13 protein-coding genes are annotated in these 22,754 nt (G+C 73.3%); 9 read left to right on the top strand and 4 right to left on the bottom strand.

Annotated features, from left to right (window positions below; genetic code table 11):
* The first annotated feature begins 96 nt into the window (after window positions 1-96).
* The 6 genes from ACGFI8_RS35090 (at window position 97) to fxsT (ACGFI8_RS35065) (ending at window position 12,003) form a co-directional block, all read left to right on the top strand.
* Window positions 97-3,669 (top strand): choice-of-anchor D domain-containing protein, encoded by a 3,573-nt coding sequence (locus tag ACGFI8_RS35090; RefSeq protein WP_392811198.1) that lies wholly within the window; start codon window positions 97-99, stop codon window positions 3,667-3,669.
* Window positions 3,670-3,765: 96 nt separating this feature from the next.
* Window positions 3,766-4,971, top strand: a complete 1,206-nt coding sequence (locus tag ACGFI8_RS35085) for an ROK family protein (RefSeq protein WP_392811195.1) — start codon at window positions 3,766-3,768, stop codon at window positions 4,969-4,971.
* Between the two features lie 75 nt (window positions 4,972-5,046).
* Window positions 5,047-5,535: a SigE family RNA polymerase sigma factor gene (locus tag ACGFI8_RS35080; RefSeq protein ID WP_392811193.1), complete on the top strand. Its 489-nt coding sequence runs from the start codon at window positions 5,047-5,049 to the stop codon at window positions 5,533-5,535.
* Window positions 5,532-6,716, top strand: coding sequence for a hypothetical protein (locus tag ACGFI8_RS35075; RefSeq protein ID WP_392811190.1), 1,185 nt, complete (start codon window positions 5,532-5,534; stop codon window positions 6,714-6,716). The genes ACGFI8_RS35080 and ACGFI8_RS35075 overlap by 4 nt, the downstream gene beginning before the upstream one ends.
* Before the next feature lie 113 nt (window positions 6,717-6,829).
* The gene (locus tag ACGFI8_RS35070; protein ID WP_392811188.1) at window positions 6,830-8,053 is read left to right on the top strand and encodes a TIR-like protein FxsC; all 1,224 of its coding nucleotides are present in this window, start codon (window positions 6,830-6,832) and stop codon (window positions 8,051-8,053) included.
* An 8-nt stretch (window positions 8,054-8,061) separates the two neighbouring features.
* Window positions 8,062-12,003: an FxSxx-COOH system tetratricopeptide repeat protein gene (gene fxsT / locus ACGFI8_RS35065; RefSeq protein WP_392811186.1), complete on the top strand. Its 3,942-nt coding sequence runs from the start codon at window positions 8,062-8,064 to the stop codon at window positions 12,001-12,003.
* 233 nt (window positions 12,004-12,236) lie between these two features.
* On the opposite strand, the gene ACGFI8_RS35060 is transcribed toward fxsT (ACGFI8_RS35065), so the two are convergent.
* From ACGFI8_RS35060 to ACGFI8_RS35050, 3 genes are all read right to left on the bottom strand, one after another.
* Window positions 12,237-12,431 (bottom strand): hypothetical protein, encoded by a 195-nt coding sequence (locus ACGFI8_RS35060; protein ID WP_366225047.1) that lies wholly within the window; start codon window positions 12,429-12,431, stop codon window positions 12,237-12,239.
* Between the two features lie 218 nt (window positions 12,432-12,649).
* Complete coding sequence (locus tag ACGFI8_RS35055) at window positions 12,650-14,440, bottom strand: aKG-HExxH-type peptide beta-hydroxylase (RefSeq protein WP_392811183.1); 1,791 nt, start codon at window positions 14,438-14,440, stop codon at window positions 12,650-12,652.
* Window positions 14,441-14,576: 136 nt separating this feature from the next.
* Window positions 14,577-15,734 carry an FxsB family cyclophane-forming radical SAM/SPASM peptide maturase gene (locus ACGFI8_RS35050; RefSeq protein WP_392811182.1) on the bottom strand — a complete coding sequence of 386 codons (1,158 nt, stop codon included), beginning with the start codon at window positions 15,732-15,734 and terminating at the stop codon, window positions 14,577-14,579.
* Between the two features lie 198 nt (window positions 15,735-15,932).
* On the opposite strand from ACGFI8_RS35050, the gene ACGFI8_RS35045 reads away from it, so the two are divergent.
* On the top strand, window positions 15,933-16,820 hold the full coding sequence (locus ACGFI8_RS35045) for an alpha/beta fold hydrolase (RefSeq protein ID WP_392811179.1): 888 nt from the start codon (window positions 15,933-15,935) through the stop codon (window positions 16,818-16,820).
* A 23-nt stretch (window positions 16,821-16,843) separates the two neighbouring features.
* Here the strand turns inward: ACGFI8_RS35045 and fxsT (ACGFI8_RS35040) are convergent, their stop codons facing one another.
* Window positions 16,844-20,413 carry an FxSxx-COOH system tetratricopeptide repeat protein gene (gene fxsT / locus ACGFI8_RS35040; protein WP_392811177.1) on the bottom strand — a complete coding sequence of 1,190 codons (3,570 nt, stop codon included), beginning with the start codon at window positions 20,411-20,413 and terminating at the stop codon, window positions 16,844-16,846.
* Between the two features lie 130 nt (window positions 20,414-20,543).
* Here fxsT (ACGFI8_RS35040) and ACGFI8_RS35035 point away from each other — a divergent pair, with 130 nt between their 5' ends.
* Both ACGFI8_RS35035 and ACGFI8_RS35030 read left to right on the top strand, forming a co-directional pair.
* Window positions 20,544-22,256 carry a RyR domain-containing protein gene (locus ACGFI8_RS35035; protein ID WP_392811175.1) on the top strand — a complete coding sequence of 571 codons (1,713 nt, stop codon included), beginning with the start codon at window positions 20,544-20,546 and terminating at the stop codon, window positions 22,254-22,256.
* Between the two features lie 21 nt (window positions 22,257-22,277).
* Window positions 22,278-22,754 (top strand): hypothetical protein, encoded by a 477-nt coding sequence (locus ACGFI8_RS35030; RefSeq protein ID WP_392811174.1) that lies wholly within the window; start codon window positions 22,278-22,280, stop codon window positions 22,752-22,754.

Raw genomic sequence — 22,754 nt, 5'->3', positions numbered from 1 at the left:
ACGCGCCCCGAAACCGCCGACCGCGGGCCGCCGGGCGACGGGTCGTGTGCCCGGCTCGTCGAAAGTGAGCACCCCATGCTTCGGCACATCCGAACAGTGCGACCTCGGGCGCGAACCGCAGCCCTCGTCGCCGGCGCCACGCTGGCCGCCGCCGGCGTGGTCGTCGCCGTGGCGACGCCGGCCCTCGCGGCCGCGACCGGCGGCGTCGGCGCGACCCTGCCCTACGTCGAGGTGCAGGCCGAGAACTCCACCACCAACGGCACGATCATCGGGCCCAGCGCCGCCTACAACACGCTGGCCGCCGAGGCGTCCTACCGCAAGGCGGTGACCCTGCAGGGCACCGGCAAGTACGTCGAGTTCACCACCCCGGTGGCGACGAACTCGATCGTGTTCCGCTACAGCATCCCGGACACCGGCAGCGGCTCGGTGTACACGGCGCCGCTGTCGCTGTACATCGACGGCACCCGCAGCACGAACTTCACCCTGACCAACGCCTACAGCTGGTACTACGGCGGCTACCCGTTCACCAACTCGCCGGGCAGCAACCCCCACCACTTCTACGACGAGGTGAACCGGCTCTTCCCGACCACCTACCAGGCGGGCACCAAGTTCCGGCTGCAGGTCGACTCCGACTCGACCGCGTCGTCGTACACCATCGACTTCGCCGACTTCGAGAACGTCGGCCCGGCGCTCGCCCAGCCCAGCGGCTCGGTCTCGGTGACCAGTAAGGGCGCCGACCCGACCGGCGCGGCCGACTCGACGGCGGCGTTCAACTCGGCGATCGCCGCAGCGGGTCCTGGTGGCACCGTGTGGATCCCGGAAGGCACATTCCGGATCCCCGGCAGCAACCCTGGCTGTGGCATGTCGTGCAGTCACATCATCGTGAACAACGTCACCATCAAGGGCGCCGGCATGTGGCGCTCGAGGATCGTCGGCAATGCGCCTGGCTTCTACGGCGGGTGGGCGCCCAACGGCGGCACCAACGTGCACCTGTCCGACTTCGCGATCTTCGGTAACGTCCAGGAGCGCAACGACGGCGACCAGGTCAACGGCATCGGCGGCGCGCTGAGCAACTCCACCGTCGACCGGGTGTGGATCGAGCACGTCAAGGTCGGCGCGTGGATGGACGGGCCGTTCGACAACCTGGTGTTCAACCAGATGCGGCTGCGCAACTACACCGCCGACGGCGTGAACTTCCACAACGGCGTCACCAACTCGAAGGTCACCAACAGCGACATCCGCAACGCCGGCGACGACGGCCTGGCCATGTGGGCGGAGCAGAACGCGGACGCGAACAACTCCTTCGACCACAACACGGTGCAGTACCCGATCCTGGCCAACGGCATCGCGATCTACGGCGGCCACGACAACTTCGTGACCGACAACCGGGTCATCGACTCCGGCCTCAGCCAGGGCGGCGGCATCCACGTCGCGCAGCGCTTCGCCTCCACCCAGCTGGGCCGCACCGACGTGCTGCGCAACACGATCATCCGGTCCGGCAGCCTCGACCCGAACTGGCAGTTCGGCGTCGGCGCGCTGTGGTTCGACGCCCGCGACGGCGGCATGACCGGCCTGACCAACGTCGACAACATCCTGATCCAGCAGAGCCCGTTCGAGGCCATCCAGTTCGTCTCCGGCTCGAACATCTCCAACGTGAAGATCAACAACGCGACGATCCAGAACACCGGCACCTGGGCGATCCAGGAGCAGGTCGGCGGCGCCGCGACGATCAGCAACTCCACCGCCACCGGCGTGCAGGCCCCGGCCGCGATCTACAACTGCGGCGTCGGGTTCACCCTCACCGACGGCGGCGGCAACAGCGGCCTGTCCGGCAGCGCGTGCCAGAACATCGCCAACCCCGCGTTCCCGCCGTACCTGCCGGACAACGGCTCCAGCATCAACATCAGCCCGAACGCGCTGGGCTTCGGCACCGTCGTCACCGGCTCGACCAGCGCGGCCCAGGCCGTCACGGTCACCAACTCCGGCACCGGCGCGGCCCCGGTCGGCACGATCGCGGTCAGCGGCGACTTCGCGCAGACCAACACCTGCGGCAGCAGCATCGCCGCGGGCGCGTCCTGCACCGTCAGCGTCACGTTCAAGCCGACCGTGGCGGGCTCCCGCACCGGCAGCCTGACGATCACCGCCTCCGGCATCACCAACACCGTGCCGCTGTCGGGCACCGGCGTGGCCCCCGGCCCGATCGTGGGCGCCAACCCGGGCAGCCTGAGCTTCGGCGGTACCGTCGTCGGCACCTCCGCGGCGACGCAGGCCGTGACGCTGTCGAACACCGGCACCACCGCGGCGGCCGTCTCCAGCATCGCGGCGTCGGGCGACTTCAGCCAGACCAACAACTGCGGCAGCAGCATCGCGGTCGGCGCCTCGTGCACGGTGACCGTGACGTTCACCCCGACGGCCTCCGGCTCGCGCACCGGTTCGCTGACGGTGACCAGCAACGCCAACAACAGCCCGACCGTCGTCGGCCTGTCCGGCAGCGGCATCGGTACCGACACCAACATCGCGCTCAACCGGCCGGTCACCGCCAGCAGCCAGGTCAACGGCACGCAGGCGCCGGCCACCGCCACCGACGGCAACGCCGCCACCTACTGGGAGAGCGCCAACAACGCGTTCCCGCAGTGGATCCAGGTCGACCTGGGCACGGCGACCAGCATCGGCAAGGTCACGCTGAAGCTCCCGCCGGACTCGGCGTGGGCCACGCGCACGCAGACGCTGTCGATCCTGGGCAGCACCGACGGCAGCAACTTCAGCACGCTGTCGGCGTCGGCGGGCTGGACGTTCAACCCGGCGACCGGCAACACCGTGGCGATCACGGTGCCGGCGACGAGCGTGCGCTACGTGCGGGTCAACGTCACCGCCAACACCGGCTGGCCGGCGGCCCAGGTCGCCGAGTTCGAGGTGTACCCCAGCGGCGGCGGCACGGGCAACACCCCGGTGCTCTCCGCGAGCCCGTCCTCGCTCACCTTCGCCTCGCAGGCGCTGAACACCACCAGCGCGTCGCAGGCCGTGACGATCACCAACACGGGCACCGCAGCGGCCACGGTCTCCGCGGTCACCACCTCGGGTGACTTCAGCCAGACCAACAACTGCGGCTCCGTCGCGGTCGGCGCGTCCTGCGTCGTCAACGTGAGCTTCCGGCCCACGGCGTCGGGCACCCGCACCGGCACGCTGACCGTCACCAGCAACGCCAGCAACAGCCCGACCACGGTCGCGCTGTCCGGCACGGGCGCGGGCGGCACGTCGACCAACCTGGCCGCCGGCAAGCCCACCAGCGAGTCCAGCCACACCCAGGTGTACGTTTCCAGCAACGTGACCGACGCCGACCAGAACAGCTACTGGGAGAGCGCCAACAACGCCTTCCCGCAGTGGGTCCAGGTCGACCTCGGCTCCGCGCAGAGCGCCTCCCGGATCGTGCTGCAGCTCCCCGCGAGCTGGGGCGCGCGCACCCAGCGCATCCAGATCCAGGGCAGCACCGACGGATCCACGTTCACCGAGATCAAGGCGGCGGCCGACTACTCGTTCGCGCCGGGCTCCAACAACACCGTCACCATCACGTTCGGCGCGACGAGCCAGCGGTACTTCCGGCTGACGTTCACGTCGAACACCGGCTGGCCGGCCGGGCAGCTGTCCACCTTCCAGGTCTGGAACAGCTAGTCGGTTGACCCCTGCCCGCGCCTGGGGTCACCCGGGCGCGGGCAGGTTCGGTAAGGCCTTGACATAACTATTGACGGGCATGCAGGATTACGCGCCGTGGCGGCGCAGCAGACGCATCCCCGCGACCTGTGGCGCCGCGAACTGGGCGGGACGGCCAGGCGGGTCGCCGAGACCCTGCGCCTGTACGGGCCGCGCACCCGGGCCGAGCTCGTCACCCTCAGCGGCCTGTCGCGCCCGACCGTCTCGGCCGTGCTGATCGACCTCGGCGGTGCCGGGCTCGTCAGCGAGAAGGTCGGCGCGGCCTCCCGGCCGGTCGGCGGGCGCCCCGCCTCCGTGGTGCAGCTGACCCGCCGCGCCGGCATCGCCGTCGGCGCCGACATCGGCCGCCGGCACGTGCGCGTCGCTGTCGCCGACCTGGGCCACGCCGTCATCGCCGAGCGCGCGGCCCGCACCGACTTCGACATCGACGACCGGCCGCTGGACGCCCTCGAGCTCGCCGTCTCGCTCGTCGACGCCGCGCTGGGCGACATCGGCGCCACCCGCGACGAGGTCGTCGGTGTCGGGCTCGGCGTGCCCGCCCCGATCACCCGCGACTGGCGCATCGGCTCGCCGCCGATGCTGCCGGGCTGGGCCGACCTGCGCCCCGCCGACGAGCTCGACGCCCGGCTGGGCCTGCCGGTGCGGGTGGACAACGACGCCAACCTCGCGGCGCTCGGCGAGTACGTCTGGGGCGCCGGCCGCGGCTGCACCGACCTCGTCTACGTCAAGCTCGCCACCGGCATCGGCGCCGGGATCGTCCTGGACGGCCGGCTCTACCGCGGCGCCGCCGGCACCGCCGGCGAGCTCGGCCACGTCACGCTTGACGCCCGCGGCGCGGTCTGCCGGTGCGGCAACCGCGGCTGCGTCGAGCTCGCCGTCGGCGGCCGGGCGCTGCTCGCCCACGCCCGCCAGACCCACCCGGAGCTGCACGACCTCGGCGGCCTGATCGAGTACGCGCACGCCGGGGACCCCGGCTGCCGGCGGCTCATCATGGACGCGGGCACGCAGCTGGGCTACGCGCTGGGCAATCTCGTCAATCTCATCAACCCGCAGCGGGTGCTGCTCGGCGACGAGCTCGGCGCCGCCACCGAGCTGCTGCGCGAGCCGCTGCAGCGCGGCCTGGCCGAGACGGCCCTCGCGGCCGCGGCCGAGGCCGTCGAGGTCGTGCAGGGCGCGCTGTCGCTGCGCGCCGCCGCGCTGGGCGCCGTCGCCCTCGCCCTCGGCATCGACACGGTGCCGTTCGCCGCCGCCGACCAGTCCTGACGCCCGGCAGAACGGATCCGGGGCGCCGCGGCGTCTGTTGGGGGACGGATCGCCGAGCGCGAGGGGATAGGCGACGTGACGTTCGAGGAGTACGTCCACAGCCGCGGCACCGCACTCGTGCGGTTCGCCCGGCTGCTCACCGGCGACGACCATCGCGCCGACGACCTGGTGCAGGACGTGCTGGCCAAGGCGTTCGTGCACTGGCGACGGGTGGAGGGGGCCGACCGCCCCGACGTGTACGTGCGGCGGATGCTGGTCAACGCCAACGCCTCCTGGTGGCGGCGCCGGGCCAGCGGCGAGGTCAGCGTGGCCGAGCCATCGATGCCGGACGCGTCCGCGCCCGACATCGGCAGCGCCGTGGCCGAGCGCGACCGGCTCTGGCGGCTGGTCACCACGCTGCCGCTGAAGCAGCGGGCGGTGCTCGTCCTGCGCTACTACGAGGATCTCGACGACCAGACCATCGCGGAGATTCTCGGCTGCTCGCCGGTGACCGTCCGTACCACCGCGCTGCGCGCCCTGACCGTGTTGCGCGCCCAGACCGACACGACGGAGCGTGCGAGATGACGGACCAACTGGAACAGGAGCTGCGGGCGAGCCTCGGCCGGCGGGCCGACGCCCCCGTCGACACGATCGCGCTGGCCGCGGTGGCGATGCGCAAGGGCCGCCGGCTGCGCGGCTGGACGTACGCCGCGCGCTGCGCCGCGGCCGCCGTCGCGGTCGGTGCCGTGGTCGCGGCGGTGGCGCTGCTGCCCGGCCGCGGGCCCGGCATCACGACCGCCGGCCCGCCGTCCGACCGGCCGTCGTGGTCGGCGTCGAACCAGCCGTCGTGGTCCGCGTCGGGCCCGCCGTCGTGGTCAGCATCGGGTGCGCCGTGGTCGGCGTCGGGCGCGCCGGCCGTCGGAGGGACGGAGTCCCCGTGGGTCGACGGGGACGCCCCGGCGCTGCCGGTCGCGGCGGGGGTCGCCGGCGCGGCCGCCGACCCGGGCGCCGTCGGCGCCGACCCGGCCGTGCTGCACTTCGGCCTCGACGCCACGGTCGCCCGGGCCGCGACCGTCGCCTGGGGCACCGGCGGCGGCACGGAGAGCGTCGACCTCGTCCGGGCGGACTCCGCGAAGTACGTTGCCGGCCTCGCCCGTGACGTGGCCGGCCTGGACCGGATGCGCGACGAGGAGACGACGCCGCCGCCGGACTGGGCGCACGGCACCGAGTCGGCCATGACCGTCGCAGGCCGGCCCGCCGTCCTGCGCGTGGCCGGCGGCCACTTCACGCTGCGCTGGCAGCCCGTCGACGGCCTCTGGGCGCAGGTGTACGGCGGGCCGCGCACCGAGCCGCAGACCGGGGTCGCGATCGGGGCGGGGCTGCGCCTCGGTACCGCCTACCGCTGCGTCTCGCCGATGCACCTGGCGAAGGTGCCGGCCGGCATGCGCCTGACCGGGTGCGGGCTGGCCCTGGACGGGTACGACAGGAACGATTCGACCGGCCGGCCGACGCGGCTGTCGCAGTCCTGGTTCCAGGTCGGCGACGGCACCCGTTCGGTCGAGATCACGCTGGCGACGGCCATTCCCGCCGGGCCGATGCCGTCCGGCCCGCCGAAGAACCCGGTCAGGGTGCCGATCGACGGCTACTGGGTGCAGCTGTTCGGTGACGGGTACGACGCCCAGGCGCTGACGCCCATCTGGAAGGGCCTGACCATCCGCGGCGACATGCGCGCCCCGGCGACCTGGCCGGAACGGCTCATCGGTTAGGACGATTGCGCATCATCCCCGCCGGCAGACGATTCGGCGGGGGTGTTGCCTTGCATATTGATCTATATACTGAACTTCTTGGGGGTCGAATCCGTCATGCCCGCGGAGGACGTGTGCTGTACTTTTTCCTCAGCTACGCCCGCGGGCCTGACGACCTGTTCGTAAGGCGCTTCTACAACGATCTGTGCAGCGAGGTCCGCGTCCACGCCGGGCTTGACCGGGACGCCGAGGTCGGTTTCCTGGACAATCACAACATCGAGCCGGGTCAGAACTGGCCGCAGGCGCTCATCAATGCGATCGCCGAGTGCTCCTGTTTCCTCGCGCTGTATTCCCCGGCGTACTTCCTCAGTCAGCCGTGCGGCAAGGAATGGACCATGTTCGATCTGCGGTCGCGCGGTGCGCCGCGCGACGACGGCACGCCGGCCACCGGGCTGATCCCGGTGGTGTGGCTGCCGCCGCGGGAGCTGCCCGACGTGGCCAAGTCGGTCCACTACGACCTGGACGTGCAGGAGGAGGACTACCGGCGGCGCGGGCTGCGGCAGCTCCTGCGATTACAGCGCATGCACGACGCCTACATCGACTTCCTGTCCACCGTGGCCGAGCGCATCGTCGCCGCCGCGAACACGCCGCCGCCGCGCGGCTCCACCCAGCTGGACTTCGAGCGGCTGGAGAGCGCGTTCCACCCGGCCAAGACCGGCCCGGGCGCCAGCGGGGAGCTGCCGCCCCGCTTCGGCACCGGCCAGACGATCCACTTCGTCATCGCCGCGCCGTCCGGCGCCGACGCCGCGGCCATCGAGCGCGACGCGGGGTTCTACGGCGAGGACCCGCTGGACTGGGCGCCGTTCCGGCCGGTGCAGGCGCGGCCGCTGCGGGAGTACGCCCAGAAGGTCGCCTCCGAGCTGGGCTTCGAGTCGCTGTTCACCGGCCTGGACCGCCTCGGCGACCGGGTCAAGGTGGCGCAGCAGCACAACCACGTCGTGGTGCTGCTCGTCGACCCGTGGAGCGCCGACGTGCCGGCCCACCGGGAGCTGCTGCTGGAGTACGACCATCATCGCGAGCACGTCTCGGCGATGCTCGTCGTGATGAGCGCCGGCGACGTGCAGACCCAGGAGCACAGCGGCCGCCTCGCCGAGCTCATGCACGACACCCTCGGCAACAGCGAGCGCCGCCTCGACGAGGTGATGCTGCGCCGCAGCGTGCTGACCGGCCCGTCGTTCGAGGCCGACCTCGCCGTCGTGCTCGCCGAGGCGCGCAACCGCCTCGTCGCCGACGGCCGCGTCTTCCGCCGCCCACCCCCGGGCCACTACGCCCCGCGCCCCATTCTCGAAGGACCGTAGGAGGCACGATGACCGCGACAGACGAGGCCCGGGCGTCCAGCCAGATCGTGACCTTCTACTCGTACAAGGGCGGCTCCGGCCGCACCATGACCCTGGCCAACGTCGCCTGGATCCTGGCCAGCAACGGCCACCGCGTGCTCGCCGTCGACTGGGACCTGGAGTCGCCGGGCCTGCACCGGTACTTCCACCCGTTCCTGCTGGACAAGGAGCTGCGCAACTCCCCGGGCGTCATCGAGATGCTCACCGAGTTCGTCACCGCCGCGCTGCAGCCCGACCGCGACGACGACCTCGAGTGGATCGACGAGCAGGCCCAGGTGCTCGACCACGCCGTGTCGCTGGAGTGGGCGTTCCCCGGCGGGGGCGGCATCGACCTGCTGCCCTCCGGCCGGCAGAACCGCTCGTACGCCCCCGCGGTGAGCACGTTCGACTGGCCGAAGTTCTACGACCGGCTGCCGGGCGCCGCGTTCATCGACGCGCTGGCCCGCAACATGCGCGAGCACTACGACTACGTGCTCATCGACAGCCGCACCGGCCTGTCCGACGCCGCCGGCGTGTGCACCGTGCTGCTGCCCGACACCGTCGTCAACTGCTTCACGCTGAGCATCCAGAGCGTCGACGGCGCCGTCGCGGTCAGCGAGTCGATCCGCCAGCAGCGCCGCGGCCGGCCGATCCGGTTCCTGCCGGTGCTGATGCGGGTCGAGGACGCCGAGCAGGTCAAGCTCGACATCGGCCGCGACCACGCCCGGCAGCGGTTCCGGCCGTTCCTGGAGCACCGCAGCCCCGACGAGGCCAACCGCTACTGGGGCGACGTCGAGGTGCCCTACAAGCCGTACTTCGCGTACGAGGAGATCCTCGCGACCTTCGCCGAGCGGCCCCGGCTGGAGACCTCGCTGCTGGCCGCGTTCGAGCGGCTCGCCGGGGTGCTCACCGACGGCGCGGTGCGCGAGATGCCGGCCATCGACGAGGCCAAGCGCCGCCACTGGCTGTTCGAGTTCGAGCGGCCCCGCCCCAGCAGCGCCTCCGACGTGCTCATCAGCTACGCCGCCGTGGACCGCATGTGGGCGGAGTGGATCCAGCAGCGGCTCATCGACGCCGGGATGCGCGTCGCGCTGCACGACATCGACTCCGTCACCGGCCAGCACTTCACCACCGAGCTGGAGCGGCGCCTGGCCACCGTCGGGCGGACGCTGGTGCTGCTGTCCAAGGACTACGTCTCCTCGCCGCAGGCCGCCCAGCTGTGGCAGCTGCTGGACAGCCGCGCCGCGGCCGGGGCGCCCGCGGTCGTGCCGATCCGTTTGGACAGCACCCGCCTCGCGCCGCCGTTCACCGAGCGGCTCCCGGTCGACCTGGCCAACCTGCCCAAGGAGCGCGCCCACGAGGCGGTGCTCACCTCGGTCGGCGCCACCCTGCACACGGTCGGGCGCCCCGCCGACGCCGAGGACACCGGCGGGCCGCGTTTCCCGGGCGCGCTGCCGCCGATCTGGAACCTCCCGCAGCGCAACCCGGCCTTCACCGGCCGCCGCGACACCCTGGAGAAGCTGCGCGACCGGCTCTCCGCGAGCGTCACCGTGGTCGTGCCGCAGGCGCTGTACGGCCTCGGCGGCGTCGGCAAGACGCAGGTGGCGATCGAGTACGCGTACCGCTTCGCCGCCGACTACGACCTGGTCTGGTGGATCTCCGCCGAGCAGGTCTCGCAGGTGCGCTCCGCGCTCGGCGAGCTGGCCAAGGAGCTGAAGCTGCAGGAGGCCGACACCCTCGGCGAGAGCGTGCGGATGGTCCGTGACGCGCTGCGCCAGGGCCGGCCGTTCAAGCGCTGGCTGCTCATCTTCGACAACGTCGGCGACCCGGAGACGATCCGCGAGTTCATCCCGCAGGGCAGCGGCCACGTGCTGCTCACCTCCCGCAACCAGGAGTGGACGCAGGACGCCCACGTCGTTGAGATCACCACGTTCACCCGGGCGGAGAGCATCACGTTCCTCACCCGCCGGGTGTCGGGCCTCGCCGTCGGCGACGCCGAGGCGGTCGCGAACCGGCTCGGCGACCTACCGCTGGCGATCGAGCAGGCCGCGGCCTGGCTGTCGGAGACCGGCATGCCGGTGACCCGCTACCTCGAGCTGCTGGACACCCAGCCGCTGCGCATCCTCGCCGAGAACCCGCCGGTCGGCTACGAGCAGACCACCGCGGCGACCTGGCAGCTGTCGCTGGAGCAGCTGCGCAAGCAGTCCCCGGCCGCGGCCAAGCTGCTGGAGATCTGCGCGTTCTTCGCGCCCGAGGCGATCCCGACCCGGCTGCTGTACACGCCGCGCTTCACCCAGCCGCTGCTGCCGTACGACCCGGCGCTGCACGACCCGATCCGGCAGGGCCGGCTGATCCGCCAGATCGGCCGGTACGCCCTCGCCTCGGTCGACTCCGGCCAGACCATCATGCAGATCCACCGGCTCGTCCAGGCCGTGATCCAGGGCAGCCTCTCCGAGGAGGAGCGGGAGGAGAACCGCCGCCACGTCCACCAGGTGCTGGCCACCGCCGAGCGCGCCGACCCGGACGAGGTCCCCAGCTGGCCCGCGTACGCCCGGCTCCTGCCGCACGTGCGCGGTTCCCAGGCGCACTACTCGGCCGACCCGTCGGTGCGGCTGTTCGTCGTGGACGTGGTGCGGTACCTGTGGTCGCGCGGCGACTTCAACAGCAGCCAGGAGCTCGCCGAGGAGACCGCCACGATCTGGCGCGACGACCCGCGCATCGGCGAGGACCAGGTCACCCTCCTGCTCGACTTCCACCTGGGCAACGCGCTGCGCTCGCAGGCCGAGTTCGACCGGGCGCTGGAGATCGACAGCCGGGCGCTGGAGCTGCTCAAGGAGAAGGTCGAGGAGGAGGACGACCCCTACATCGTCATGACCGCCGGCGGCCTCGCCGCGGACCTGCGGGCGCTCGGGCGCTACGAGGAGGCCCGGGCGCTGGCCGAGGAGACCTACGCCCGGGCGCAGCGCACGTTCGGCGACGAGCACGACCGCACCCTGCTCGCCGCCAACAACGTGGCCGTGTCGCTGCGGCTGGTCGGCGACTTCAAGGGGGCGGCCGCCTACGACGAGGACACGCTCGCCCGCCGGCGGCGCATCTTCGGCGAGCGCAACCTCAACACCCTGCTCGCCGCGAACAACTACGCCCACGACCTGCGGGCCATCGGCCGGTTCGAGGACTCGCGGGAGCTGCTCGAGACGACGCTGCACATGTACCGCAACCTGCTCGGCGACTCGGCCCCGGCGACCCTGCGCTCGGCCAAGAACATGGCCGTGACCCTGCGCAAGCTCGGCGACATCCGCGCGGCCCGGCAGCTGACGAACGACACCCTGCAGCGCTACCGGGACATCCACGGCGAGGAGCACCCCGACACGCTGTCGTGCCTCATGAACGCGGCGTTCGAGGAGTCGGCGCTGGGCAACCTCGACTCGGCCGAGCGCATCGCCCGGCAGGTGCTGGCCGGCTACGAGAGCCTGTACGACGAGAAGCACCCGTTCCGGCTCGCCGCGCTGAACAACCTGGCGATCTTCGCGCGGCTCAACCAGCGCGGCGAGGACGCCCTGGCGTTCTCGCGCCAGGCGTGCGACCGGTTCGAGCAGGCGGTCGGCCCCGAGCACCCGTACACCCTGTCGAGCCGGATCAACCTCGCCAACGTGCTGTTCGACGACGGCGACCTGCACGGCGCGCGCGAGATCGAGGAGCCCGTCCGGCTGGCGTTCGAGAAGGTCCTCGGCGAGGACAACCCCGACACGCTCGCCGCGTCCGCCAACCTCGTGGTGAGCCGCCGCCGGACCGGTGACGGCGCGAGCGCGGAGGAGCTGTACAAACTCACGCTCGAGCGCAGCCGGCGCACGCTCGGCGAGAACCACCCCAACACCGTGGCGATCAAGGAGGGCCGCCGCCTCAACTGCGACATCTCCCCGCCGCCGACGTAAGCCCGCGCCGCACGACGAAGGGCCGGGGCGCTGGCCGGGTAGTGACCAGCGCCCCGGCCCTTCGCCGCTGCCTGCCGTGGCGAGCGCCGGGAACGACCGACGCCCGGCGGTTTCCGCGGATTCGCGGTGCCCGCCGGGCGGCGTCTGTCGGACCGGTGCGGCCGCCCCGGTGGGGGCTGGCGCCGGCTTCGGCCGGCGTCACCCTTCCTCGGGTGCCGCTCGGCGACCAAGCGTTAGAGGGAGGACCCGAAGGCCGAGTAGGTGAGCAGTTCGCGGTGGTCCCGGTCGAACAGCCGTTGCATCACGCTGTCCAGCGTGGTCGTGGTCTCCGCCTTCAGCACCACGGTCTGCAGCCGCTGGTGTGCGAGTCGGACTAATTCTTCGCGTTCACCGGCGCCCGCGGCGTCGCGCGCCCCTGCTTCGTACATGCTTCCACCTTGGATGAGAGTGCTTGGGTGTTGAAAGGTGATCCCCCCGTCGAGCGAACCCGGGGATGGTCTCTGCATTGCCGTTTCCAATGCTGCCCTGTCAACGTGTCGGCGGCGTTACCCGTTCTGGATGACGGCGTCGTCGAGCGCGCTGGCACTCTGCCAGGTGACGGCATGGCAATACCACGGCAGAAGTATGGCACATTCCGGCGAAGGATCTAGGAGCCTCCAGGCAGAGACACCAGCCCCGCGACGAGTTCGCTGGCCGCGTGTCGGGGATTTGCAGGTTGCAATTCGAGCACGGCCGCGCGGGCGACGTCGGGGCGGCGCTCCAGCAGCTCAGCGACCGGGTCCGGCCGGCGCTCACGGTGCCCGATCCACGCCCGCGCGATCGCCAGGCCGAGCCACGCGTCCACGTCCGCACCGTCGCGGTCCAGCCGCGCCAGACAGGCCCGCTCGGCCCCGTCCGGATCGTGTCGCAGCAGCATCGCGCCTGCGTCGTCGGGGCTGGGGCCACCCGCCTCGGCCGGCTCGACCTGCCCGTCCAGCCACGGGCGCAGCACGCCGAGGATCCCCGCGGCGTCGACCGGGCGGACCGGCGCGGCGTGCGGCACCTCGCCCGACGGGCCGAGCCAGTCCGTCAGCCGGTCCGTCAGGCGGTCCGTCAACCGCCCGGCGCGGACCGCGTCGAGCAGCAGCCCGGGCTCGGCGTCGCCCGGTCGCCAGTTCAGCAATCGCCAGCGCACCGTTTGCGCGAGTACAAATAGGCGCGCGTGAAATGCGATGGGCTCGTATACCTCCTCGGTGGCCCACCCGTCCAGAGTCCCCGCGAGCACCGTCACGAATTGCTCGCCGGCCCGTGTCAATTCGCCACTGTGGATCAAGGAGTGGGCGGCGAGGCGGTTCATCTCGCCCCAGTAGACGAACTGCGCCTCGGCGCGGGCGGTGTCGCCGTCGGCGGCCCGGCGCCGGCGGCGCCAGTGGTCGGTCACGCCGGCGTGCGCGTAGACGCCCTGCAGCAGCGCCCCGACCGGGCGGGGATCGAGCCGCCAGGGCGCGTACAGCGACGCGCGGCCCCCGCCGGAGTGCAGGTCCATCAGGTCGAGCAGGCCGCCGAGCTTGGCGTGCATGTGCTCGTGGATCATCAGCAGGGCCACGTCGGCCGCGGTGTCCGGCACCGACATCGCGATGGAGCCGTAGGCGTGCCGGGACGCCGAGCTCACCATCATGCCGTCGTGGCTCACCGGGACGACCGAGCGCAGCGCGGCCCGCATCGCCACCGCGTGCGCCGGGTGGTCCCGCTCGATGAGCAGCCAGGCGTCGTGCAGCAGCTTCGCGAAGTGGTCGGCCTCCGCCTCGCCCAGGTAGGGCAGGGGCCGGTAGCCGTAGCAGTCCCGATACGGGTCCTGGTCCTCGATCGCCAGCGCGTGCCCGCCGGCCAGGGCCACGACGCGCCGCGGCCGCCAGCCGGGGCCGTCGACGCGGACCACGGCGCCGTGCGCCCCCTCGAAGCGGGCACCCCCCGCGTCGCCGACCGCGCGCGCCGGGCCGTCGCCGAGCCCGACTGCCTCACCCAGCCCGGGCACGCCGACCGCGCCGAAGCGGGTGGGCACCTCGATGTCGAAGGCGACGCCGGCGGCCAGCGCCGCGGCCGTCGCGATCGCGGCGAGGTGGCCCACCGTCGCCGCGAGGTCGGCGGGGGCGCGGCCGCCGGCCAGGTCGGCCAGGCCGTGGAGGCACGCCATCGCCCAGGAGTCCACGTGCGGATGGGCCAGCACCGCGTCCACCGCCGCCGGGTCGGCCTTCTCGGCCCGCGCCAGCAGATCCATCGCCGCGGCGACCGCGGCGGCGTGCTCCGTGCCGCGCGCGTCGCGGCCGACCATCGCGACCAGCGTCTTGCGCTTGGCGAGCTGCCCCTCGTTGAGGGCCGCGATCGCGCCGGCGTCGCCGTAACCGGAGGCAACGGCGGCGAACTGCACCGGGGTCAGCTCCGCGCCCAATCCGCTCATGCCGAGACCTCCGCTTCGCTCCGGTAGCGGCATGAGCTACACCTGTGCCCCTGATGAGCGGCCCCAACGCCCAGTCTGGCTCGATGGGGCTTCGCGCTGATCGACCCAGACCAGGCGCCGCTTCGCTGCGTACCGCTCATGCGGCGGCGCCGATCGCCAGGTCGGTGCGGACCCGGCCGGTGATGTGGGTGATCAGGGCGCGCAGGTCGTCGCTGTACACCGACGGGTTGTCGAATCCGGCGGAGTGCGGCGACGGGTCCGGCAACCCGGCCTCGGCGGCTCCGGCCGGTTCGGCGTACCGGTGCGCCCGCAGGCCGCCGCCGCAGACCGCCGCCACCGGGCACGGCTCGCACGCGGACGGCAGCCTCGCCGGCGCGACCCGCGCCAGGTGCTCCAGCACGTCGCCGAAGCCGTGGGTGGCCACGTGCAGGCCGGTCGCCGGGCCACCCTCGAAGGTGGTCTTCAGCGCGTCGGACTGCTCGTACGAGCCGTCGGTCTCGATCGTGACGATGCCGAGCGCCTCGCCGCCGATCGCCTCGGTCTCGCTGGGCAGCCCGAACAGGCGCGCGATGATCGACTCGAACAGCCGGATCCGGGTCGGCGCGGGACGCTGGTCGTACCACGCGTCGAACACGGCCACGAGCCACTCCGCGTAGCGCAGAGCCTGGTCGCGCTGCGGCGGGGGATTGGTCCAGTTGCCGTGCGGCAGCAGCAGGTCGAGCTTCGGCGGGCGGAACTCCAGCAACGCGCGGTACACCTCGACCGGGTCGTTGCGCACGTCGATCGTGCACAGCAGGCCGTTGTAGACGGCCGCGTGCTCGGGCCGCATGAGCTTCGCAATGCCGGCCGCGATCCGGTCGTAGGAGCCGCGGCCGTTGGCGTAGCGGCGGTGCCGGTCGGTCGCCTCCTGGCCGCCGTCGACGCTCACCCCCACCCGCACCCCGAAGCGGTGGAACAGCTCGAGGAACTCCTCGTCGATCAGGATGCCGTTGGTCTGCATCAGGAACTGCACGCCGGGCAGCGCGTCGCGCAGCGTGCCGAGCGTCGCCGCGACGGCCTCGTGCCCGGCCAGCAGCGGCTCGCCGCCGTGCAGCACCACCTCGAGGCCGTCGATGCCCTGCTGGGCGGCGTGCTCGCGGATGCGCCGGGCGACGTGCCCGACGGTCTCGGGGCTCATCACCGTCGGCTGCCGGCGCCAGCTCTGGTCGATGCTCTCGTAGACGTAACAGTAGTCGCAGCTCAGATTGCAGCGGCTCTCGATCTTCAAGATCAGTTGGCGCATCGGCGTGCCCACGGGGAGTCATCTTTCGCAGACTTCGGGGGCTTGTCCAGACATTGCCCGGACATCCCCTCGTCGGGTAGTTGGCGACACCCGGCGAATCCGCAGGTGGCACCTCGCCAATTCTAGGTATGCGGTTGGATTGAGTGCCGTCGGGCTCGTATATTTACGGCTTTGTAAACGTTTGTTGTCGCGCGCACGGGGAGGGCGCCGGTGCACCAGCTCGTGATGGCCGGCGGGCGGAGGCTGCAGTACGAGGTCTCGGGCAAGCCCGACGGGCGGCCGGTCGTGCTCCACCACGGCATGCCGGGCAGCGCCAGCGGCCCCAAGCCCCGCAACAGCGTCCTGTACCGCGCCGGCATCCGGCTGATCTGCTACTCCCGGCCCGGCTACGGCGACTCGACCCGCCGCGAGCGGCGCACCGTGGCCGACGCCGCCGACGACGTGCTGGCGCTGGCGGGCGCGCTGGGCCTGGACCGCTTCGCCGTGCTCGGCCGCTCCGGCGGGGGCCCGCACGCGCTCGCCTGCGCGGCGCTGCTGCCGGAGCGGGTCACCCGGGCGGCCGCCCTGGTCAGCTTCGCGCCCCGCGACGCGATCGGCCTCGACTGGTACCGCGACATGGCCGCGTCCAACCAGCACTCCTACGCCGCCGCCGAGGACGGGGGCGAGCTGCTGCAGGGGCAGCTGCGGCACGAGTCGGACCGGGTGAACGCCGACCCGCGGCACCTGCTCACCCGGCTGCTGCGCGAGATGCCGGGCGCCGACCGGCGCATCGTCGCCGATCCGGGGATCGAGAGCCAGCTGCTGCAGACCTACGCCGTGGCCGTGCGCGCCGGCGCCGGTGGCTGGATCGACGACATGCTGGCGCTGAGCTCCGACTGGGGCTTCGACCTGGGCGACATCCGGGTCCCGGTCCGGTTCTGGCACGGCGCCGAGGACCAGTTCGCGCCGGCCAGCCACACCCGGTGGCTCGCCGAGCACATCGCCGGGGCCAAGGCCGAGATCGAGCACGGCAAGGCGCACTTCCACGCGCTGACCGTCATGCTCGACCTGATGTGCTGGCTGGCGGCCACCGGCTCGGCCCCCCGCGCGGCGGCCTAGCCTCCAAGGATCGCGGGGCCGGCTCAGTACGGGTCGATCGTCTGCGGCGCGGCGCCCGGCGGGCCGTCGCCCAGCGCCGCCGCGTTCGCGGCCGCGGCCTGGGCGTGCGGGTGACCCGCGGGCAGCACCGCGGCCAGGCCGGCGGCGGCCGTCGCGGCCGAGTCGCGGGCCGCGGCCCGCTCGCCCGTCGCCGCGGCCACCACCGCCAGGTTGGCCTCCGCGACCAGCGCCAGCGGGTGCGCCCGGCCGAGCCCGGACCGGTACAGCTCCAGCACCTGCTCCAGCTCCGCCCGCGCCCGCTCGGCCCGGTCGGTCGCCAGCAGGCTCAGCCCCCAGCTGTGCCGGCACGCGAGCGCGTCCGGGCCGGCCTGCCCGGCGAAGCCGGCCATCCGCAGCCAGGCGTCGCCCAGCAGCGGTACCGCCTCCTCCGGCCGGCCCGCCGCGTGCAGCGACACCGCCAGGTTGGCCCGGGCGGCCACGGTCGCCGGCGTGCCCGGGCCGAGGGTCTCCTCGCAGGCCTCCGCGACCGCGCGCAGCAGGTTGACCGAGGCCGCGTACTCGCGCGCGTCGCGCAGGTCGCGGCCCAGGCCCGCGGCCGAGCGCAGCACCGCCAGACGCCGGTCCGGGCCCGGAAACGGCCGCCGCCGGGCGACCCGCTCGTCGCAGCGGCGGGCCGCCCGGTACCGCCCCGCCGCCCGGTACGCCGTGGCGAGGCCGGTGAGCGCGTCGAGCGTGCGGGCGTGGTCCCGCCCGACGGCCCGCGACCACGAGCGGTATGCCCGCAGCGCGAGCTGCATCGCCTCCGTGTAGCGGCCCAGCCCGCGCAGGTCGGCGACGAGCCGGTCGTGGGTCACCAGCGTGTTAGGGTGCTCCGGGCCGAGCAGCCCGGCCTGCGCCCGGGCCACCTCCTCGTCGGTGTGCAGCGCCTCGGCGAAGCGGCCCTGCTCGCGCAGCACGGTGGCGCGCAGGCCGCGCAGGTGCAGCAGCTGCCAGTCGGCGCCGCCCGGGTCGCCGGGCCGGATTTGGGACCACTCCGCCTCGGTGCGCGCGGCCAGCTCCGCGGCCTGCGCCAGGGCGCCGTCGTGCAGCAACCGGCGGATCCGGTCGAGGACCAGCTCACGCACCGCCTCCTCGCGGCACGCGGCCGCCCGCGACACCGCCAGGTGCGGCCAGATCAGGTCCAGCTGCGGCCAGTCCTGGCGCTCGTCGACGTCGCGGCCCTTGGCCAGGCCGGCCAGCACCAGGTGGGCCTGGTGGCGCACCTCCGGCTGCTCCGGGGCCGGGGTGCGCTCGCGCACCACGCGCTGCAGCAGCGGGTGCATGTGGATCCGCTCGACGCCCAGGTCGGGCTCCAGCAGCCCCAGCCGGCTGATCTGCTGCACCAGCGAGGCCAGGGTGAGCCGGTCGGCGACGAGCTTCTCGTACGGCTTGAGTACCTCGGCCATGGCGTCGCTGTACACGACGTGCGTCGCGGTGTCGCTGTGCAGTACCGAGAACAGCTGCAGCAGCCGGTAGGCGACCGGGAACTCGTCGTGCAGCCGGGTCAGGGAGTGCTCCCACACCGCCTCCACGGCCGGCATGCCGAGCCCGCCGTCCTCGATCCGGCGCAGGTACTGCGCGCCGGACTCGCCGGAGGTCCGCAGCTGCTCGGCCGCGGCGGCCAGCGCCAGCGGCAGGTCGCCCAGCGCCAGCGCGATCCCGGCGGCCCCGGCGGGGTCCAGGCCTGGCACGTGCCGGCCGAGGTACAGCACGCTGTCCTTCGGGTCGAACGCCCCGACCTCCATGCGGGCGAACCGGCCGTCCCACGAGCGGTTCCGCGAGGTGATCACCACCTGCCCGGCGCCCTGCGGCAGCAGCGTGCGGACCTGCCGGTAGCTATCCGCGCCGTCGAGGACGACCAGCCAGCGGCGGTGCGGCGAGCCCCGGCGCAGCGCCGAGAGCGCCGCGGCGGCGGCCGCCCCCGCGTCGCCGGCCGGCGCGACCCCGAGCTCCCGCGCCAGGTCGGCGACGCCGGCCTCGGCCCGGTCGCAGTCCACCCACCACACCAGGTCGTAGGCACCGGCGTAGCGGTGCAGGTATTCGACCACGAGCGCGGTCTTGCCGACGCCGCCGATGCCGTGCAGGACCACCGGGGTGACGTGGTGCGGGCCCGCCTGCCCGGCCCGCAGCAGCCGGCGGCGCAGCGCCCGGAGCTCCGCCTCGCGGCCGGTGAACCCGGCCGTGCGGTCCGGGACCCGGCGCACCGACGGCGGGGCGCCAGGGTAGCGCAGCCCGGCCGGCGGCCGCGTCCCGGCGGTGCCGCCGGCGAGGTGCAGCAGCCGGTCGACGGCGTCGCCCTCGGCCAGGCCCCGCAGCCGCACCGCGGGCGGCTCCGGGAACGCGGCCACGGCGGGCACGTCGTCGACGTACACCCCGAGCGGCGGGCGGGCCGAGGCCGCGTCGACCGGCTGGCGGGCTGCCTCCGCCGCCGCCCGGCCGGCCGAGATGATCCGCAGCTCGCGCCCCGCCTCCGGGGACTGGAAGGACGTGGCCCGCTCGCCGGCGTCCTGCACGCTCAGCCCGGCGGCGGCCAGCGTCGCGATCACCCAGTCCGCCCAGGCCTGGTCGGCCGGCTCGTAGTGCACCACCAGCCGGCCCTCCGGCCCGCCCGGCCGGCGCTGGAAGCGGTCCGCGGTGCGGTGCCGCACGCCGTCGTCGACCGGCGGCAGCCCCCGCACGCCGGGGCCGCCGAGGTGCCAGGCGAGGCGCTCGTAGGCGGCGAGCACCGAGCCGCGCCGGCCCGGCTGCTCGGTCAGCACGGCCAAGGTCTCCTCGTAGGCGTAGGCGTGGTGGTACGGCACCTCCACGGCCCGCCAGTACGCGTCGCGCTCCCGCTCGCTCATCCCGGTCGGCAGGTCCGGCATCCGCTTCCGGGCCGCGCGCAGGCCGGCCTCGGCCCGCTCCCGCTCCGCCGGGTCGACCCGCATCGGCACCGGCAGGATCCGCTCCGGGCGGTCCGTGCCACGCATGGTCCGGCGCGCCTGTACCGCACCGTCGATGCTCTTGCCGCTGAGCGTGAAGCAGTTGAGCACGACGTCGGGCAGGTGGGAGATGCATACCAGTGCCAGGTCACCGAGGCCGGAGGGGCTGTCCACGAGGGTGAGGTCGTAGTTGGTCGTCACGTGCCGGCGCAGCGCGTCGAAGAACAGGCCGCCGCCCTTGGCGTAGAAGGCGTCCCAGTCCATCGCCCCGAGCGATGGCGTGAACGCCGGATCGTGCCGGCCCGCGGGCAGGTAGTCGATGCCGCCGCCGGGCGGGAAGTGCTCCCACGACAGCCGCAGCGGCCGGGGCGGCTCGTAGGTGCCGGCCCGCTCGAACCGGCGGATCAGGTCGCTCACCCCGCCGGTCTCCTCCGGCCACGGCTGCCCGGGCTGCTCGAGGAAATGGTCGAAGTACTTGTGCAGCCCCGGCGACTCCAGATCCCAGTCCACGGCGAGCACCCGCCGCCCGTTGGCCGCGAGGATCCACGCGACGTTGGCCAGCGCCATCGTGCATCCGGAGCCGCCGGCGAACGAGTAGAACGTCACGATCCGGCCCTCGCGCAGCTTCGGCATCCATCGATCCTGCCCGAGGAACGACCCGTCGCCAACGAACACCGATCGAACTCCGCGAAATTGGTGTCTGTCAGTAGCGCTGCGATTACCGCACACTGGAAGCTCATCGACAGCGGCCGGGGGGTGGCAGGTGGCGGTGCCGGAGTGGGGCAGCTCCCGAACGAGCACGATCGTCCGCGGGGTGTTCGCCGTCATCGGCCTGGCCGCCTTCGGGCTCGGCTGGGTCGGGATGTACAAGCACGAGCACGGCGAGCACCCGCTCGACGTGTTCTACTTCGTCCTGCAGCTGTACGTGCTGGGCTCCGACGCACTGCAGGTGGGCGGCCCGTTCCCGTGGCAGCTGGAGGTCGCCCGCCTCCTGGCCCCGCTGTTCACGCTGCTGGCCGTCGTGGAGACCGGCCGCCTGCTGCTGGCCAACGAGGTACGCCGGTTCCGCTCCCGCACCGCCCGCCGGCACGCGGTGGTGTGCGGCGACACCCCGTTCGCCAAGGCGCTGGCCCGCCAGCTGTTCAACACCGGCCACCACGTCGTGCAGGTGCGCGCGGAGGCGTTCGGCCCGCTGGAGCTGCGCCACCGCCGGATGCTCGGCGTCTGCGGCGACGCGCGCTCGGCCAACGTGCTGCGCGCCGCCGGCCTGCGCCGCGCCCGGTACCTCTACGTGTGCGGCGACGACGACCAGGTCAACCACGCCGTCGCGGTCGCCGCGGGCACCGAGCTGCAGCTGCGCCGCACGTCGCCGTGGATCTACGTGCGGGTCAACCGGCAGCAGACCTGCCACCTGCTGCAGGCACGCCGGCTCGGCGCCGCCGGCACCAACCGCTTCCGGCTGGACTACTTCCACGTCGACGACGTCGCCGCGCGCCGGCTCTACCAGCGCCACCCGCTGCGCCGCGACGGCGAGCGGCCGCTGCGGCTGCTCATCGCCGGCGAGGGCTCGTTCCCCCGGGTGCTGCTCGTGGAGACGGCCCGCTTCTGGCGCGCCACCGGCGGCGCCCCGGAAGGGCTGCACGTCGACATGATCGGCCCGGACGCGGGGCGGACCGTGGCCACGCTCGCCGCCCGCTTCCCGTTCCTGGAGCAGTCCTGCCGCATCCGGGCCCACAACGAGCTGCTCGACACGTGGCTGCCGCGGGTGGCGCGCCCGGCCCGGTACGACCGCATCTACCTGTGCCACCACGACGAGCAGCGGATGCTGGACCTGGCGATGGAGAGCCCGCACCTGTGGCACGCGGTCACCGAGGCGGTGTTCGTCGCCACGTACCACAGCGCCGCGCTCGCCGACGCGTTCCACGGCGGCGAGCACAACGACCTGCTCGACGAGGTCGGCGGGCGGCTGCAGGTCTACCCGATCCTCACCCGCGCGTGTGATGCGCGGCTGATCACCGACGACCTGACGGAGCGGCTCGCGCGGGAGTTCCATCAGCGGTACCTCACCGCCAACGGCCGCGGCGGCACCGCCAGCGGCGTGGAGTGGGCCCGGCTGTCGGAGTCGATGCGCAACGCCAACCGCGCCCAGGTGCAGGGGATCGCGGCCAAGATGCAGGTCCTGGGCTGCGTCATCGCCGTGCGCAACGGCGAGGACGCGGTCATCACGGAGGAAGAGATCGAACGGCTGGCCCGGCTCGAGCACGAGCGGTGGTGCGCGGAGCGGGCCGGCCAGGGCTGGCGGCACGGCCCCCGCGACGACCGCCGCCGGCGCCACCCCGACCTGACCGGCTGGGACGAGCTCGGCGAGCCGAGCCGGGAAAAGGCGCGCGACGCGGTTCGCTCGATGTCCGACATGCTGGCCGACGAGGGCTTTACCATCGTGCGGCTGAATGAGCCGGTCGGGATCGCGGCGTAGCGTGACCGGGAGGGGACAACCATGCGGATCGGGATCACCGGCCACACCAATCTCACCGACGGGGCCGCGGAAGTGATCTACAGCGCGCTCGTGCGCCACCTGCGCGCCTTCGACGGCGCCGAGATCGTCGGCGTCACCTGCCTCGCCGACGGCGCCGACCAGCTCTTCGCCCGCGCGGTCCTCGAGGTCGGCGGCTCCTACGAGGTCGTGCTGCCCGCCCCCGACTACCGCCTTAAGGTCCCGGCCGAGCGCCGCCGCGACTTCGACGCGCTCCTGGCCGGCGCCCGCGTCGTGCTGCCCACCGGCGAGCGCCGCTCGGGCGCGCCGGCGTACGTCGCCGCGAACCGCATCATGCTGGAGCGCGTCGACCGCCTGGTCGCGGTGTGGGACGGCCACGAGCGCGACGACCCGGGCGGCACCTCGGACGTGGTGGCCCTGGCGAGGATCCGCGGCGTCCCGATGACGGTGATCTGGCCGGCCGGCGCCGAACGCACGTGA

The organism is Dactylosporangium sp. NPDC048998, assembly GCF_043197855.1.
Classification (GTDB): Bacteria; Actinomycetota; Actinomycetes; order Mycobacteriales; family Micromonosporaceae; genus Dactylosporangium.
This window is presented reverse-complemented; position numbering and strand designations above follow the sequence as displayed.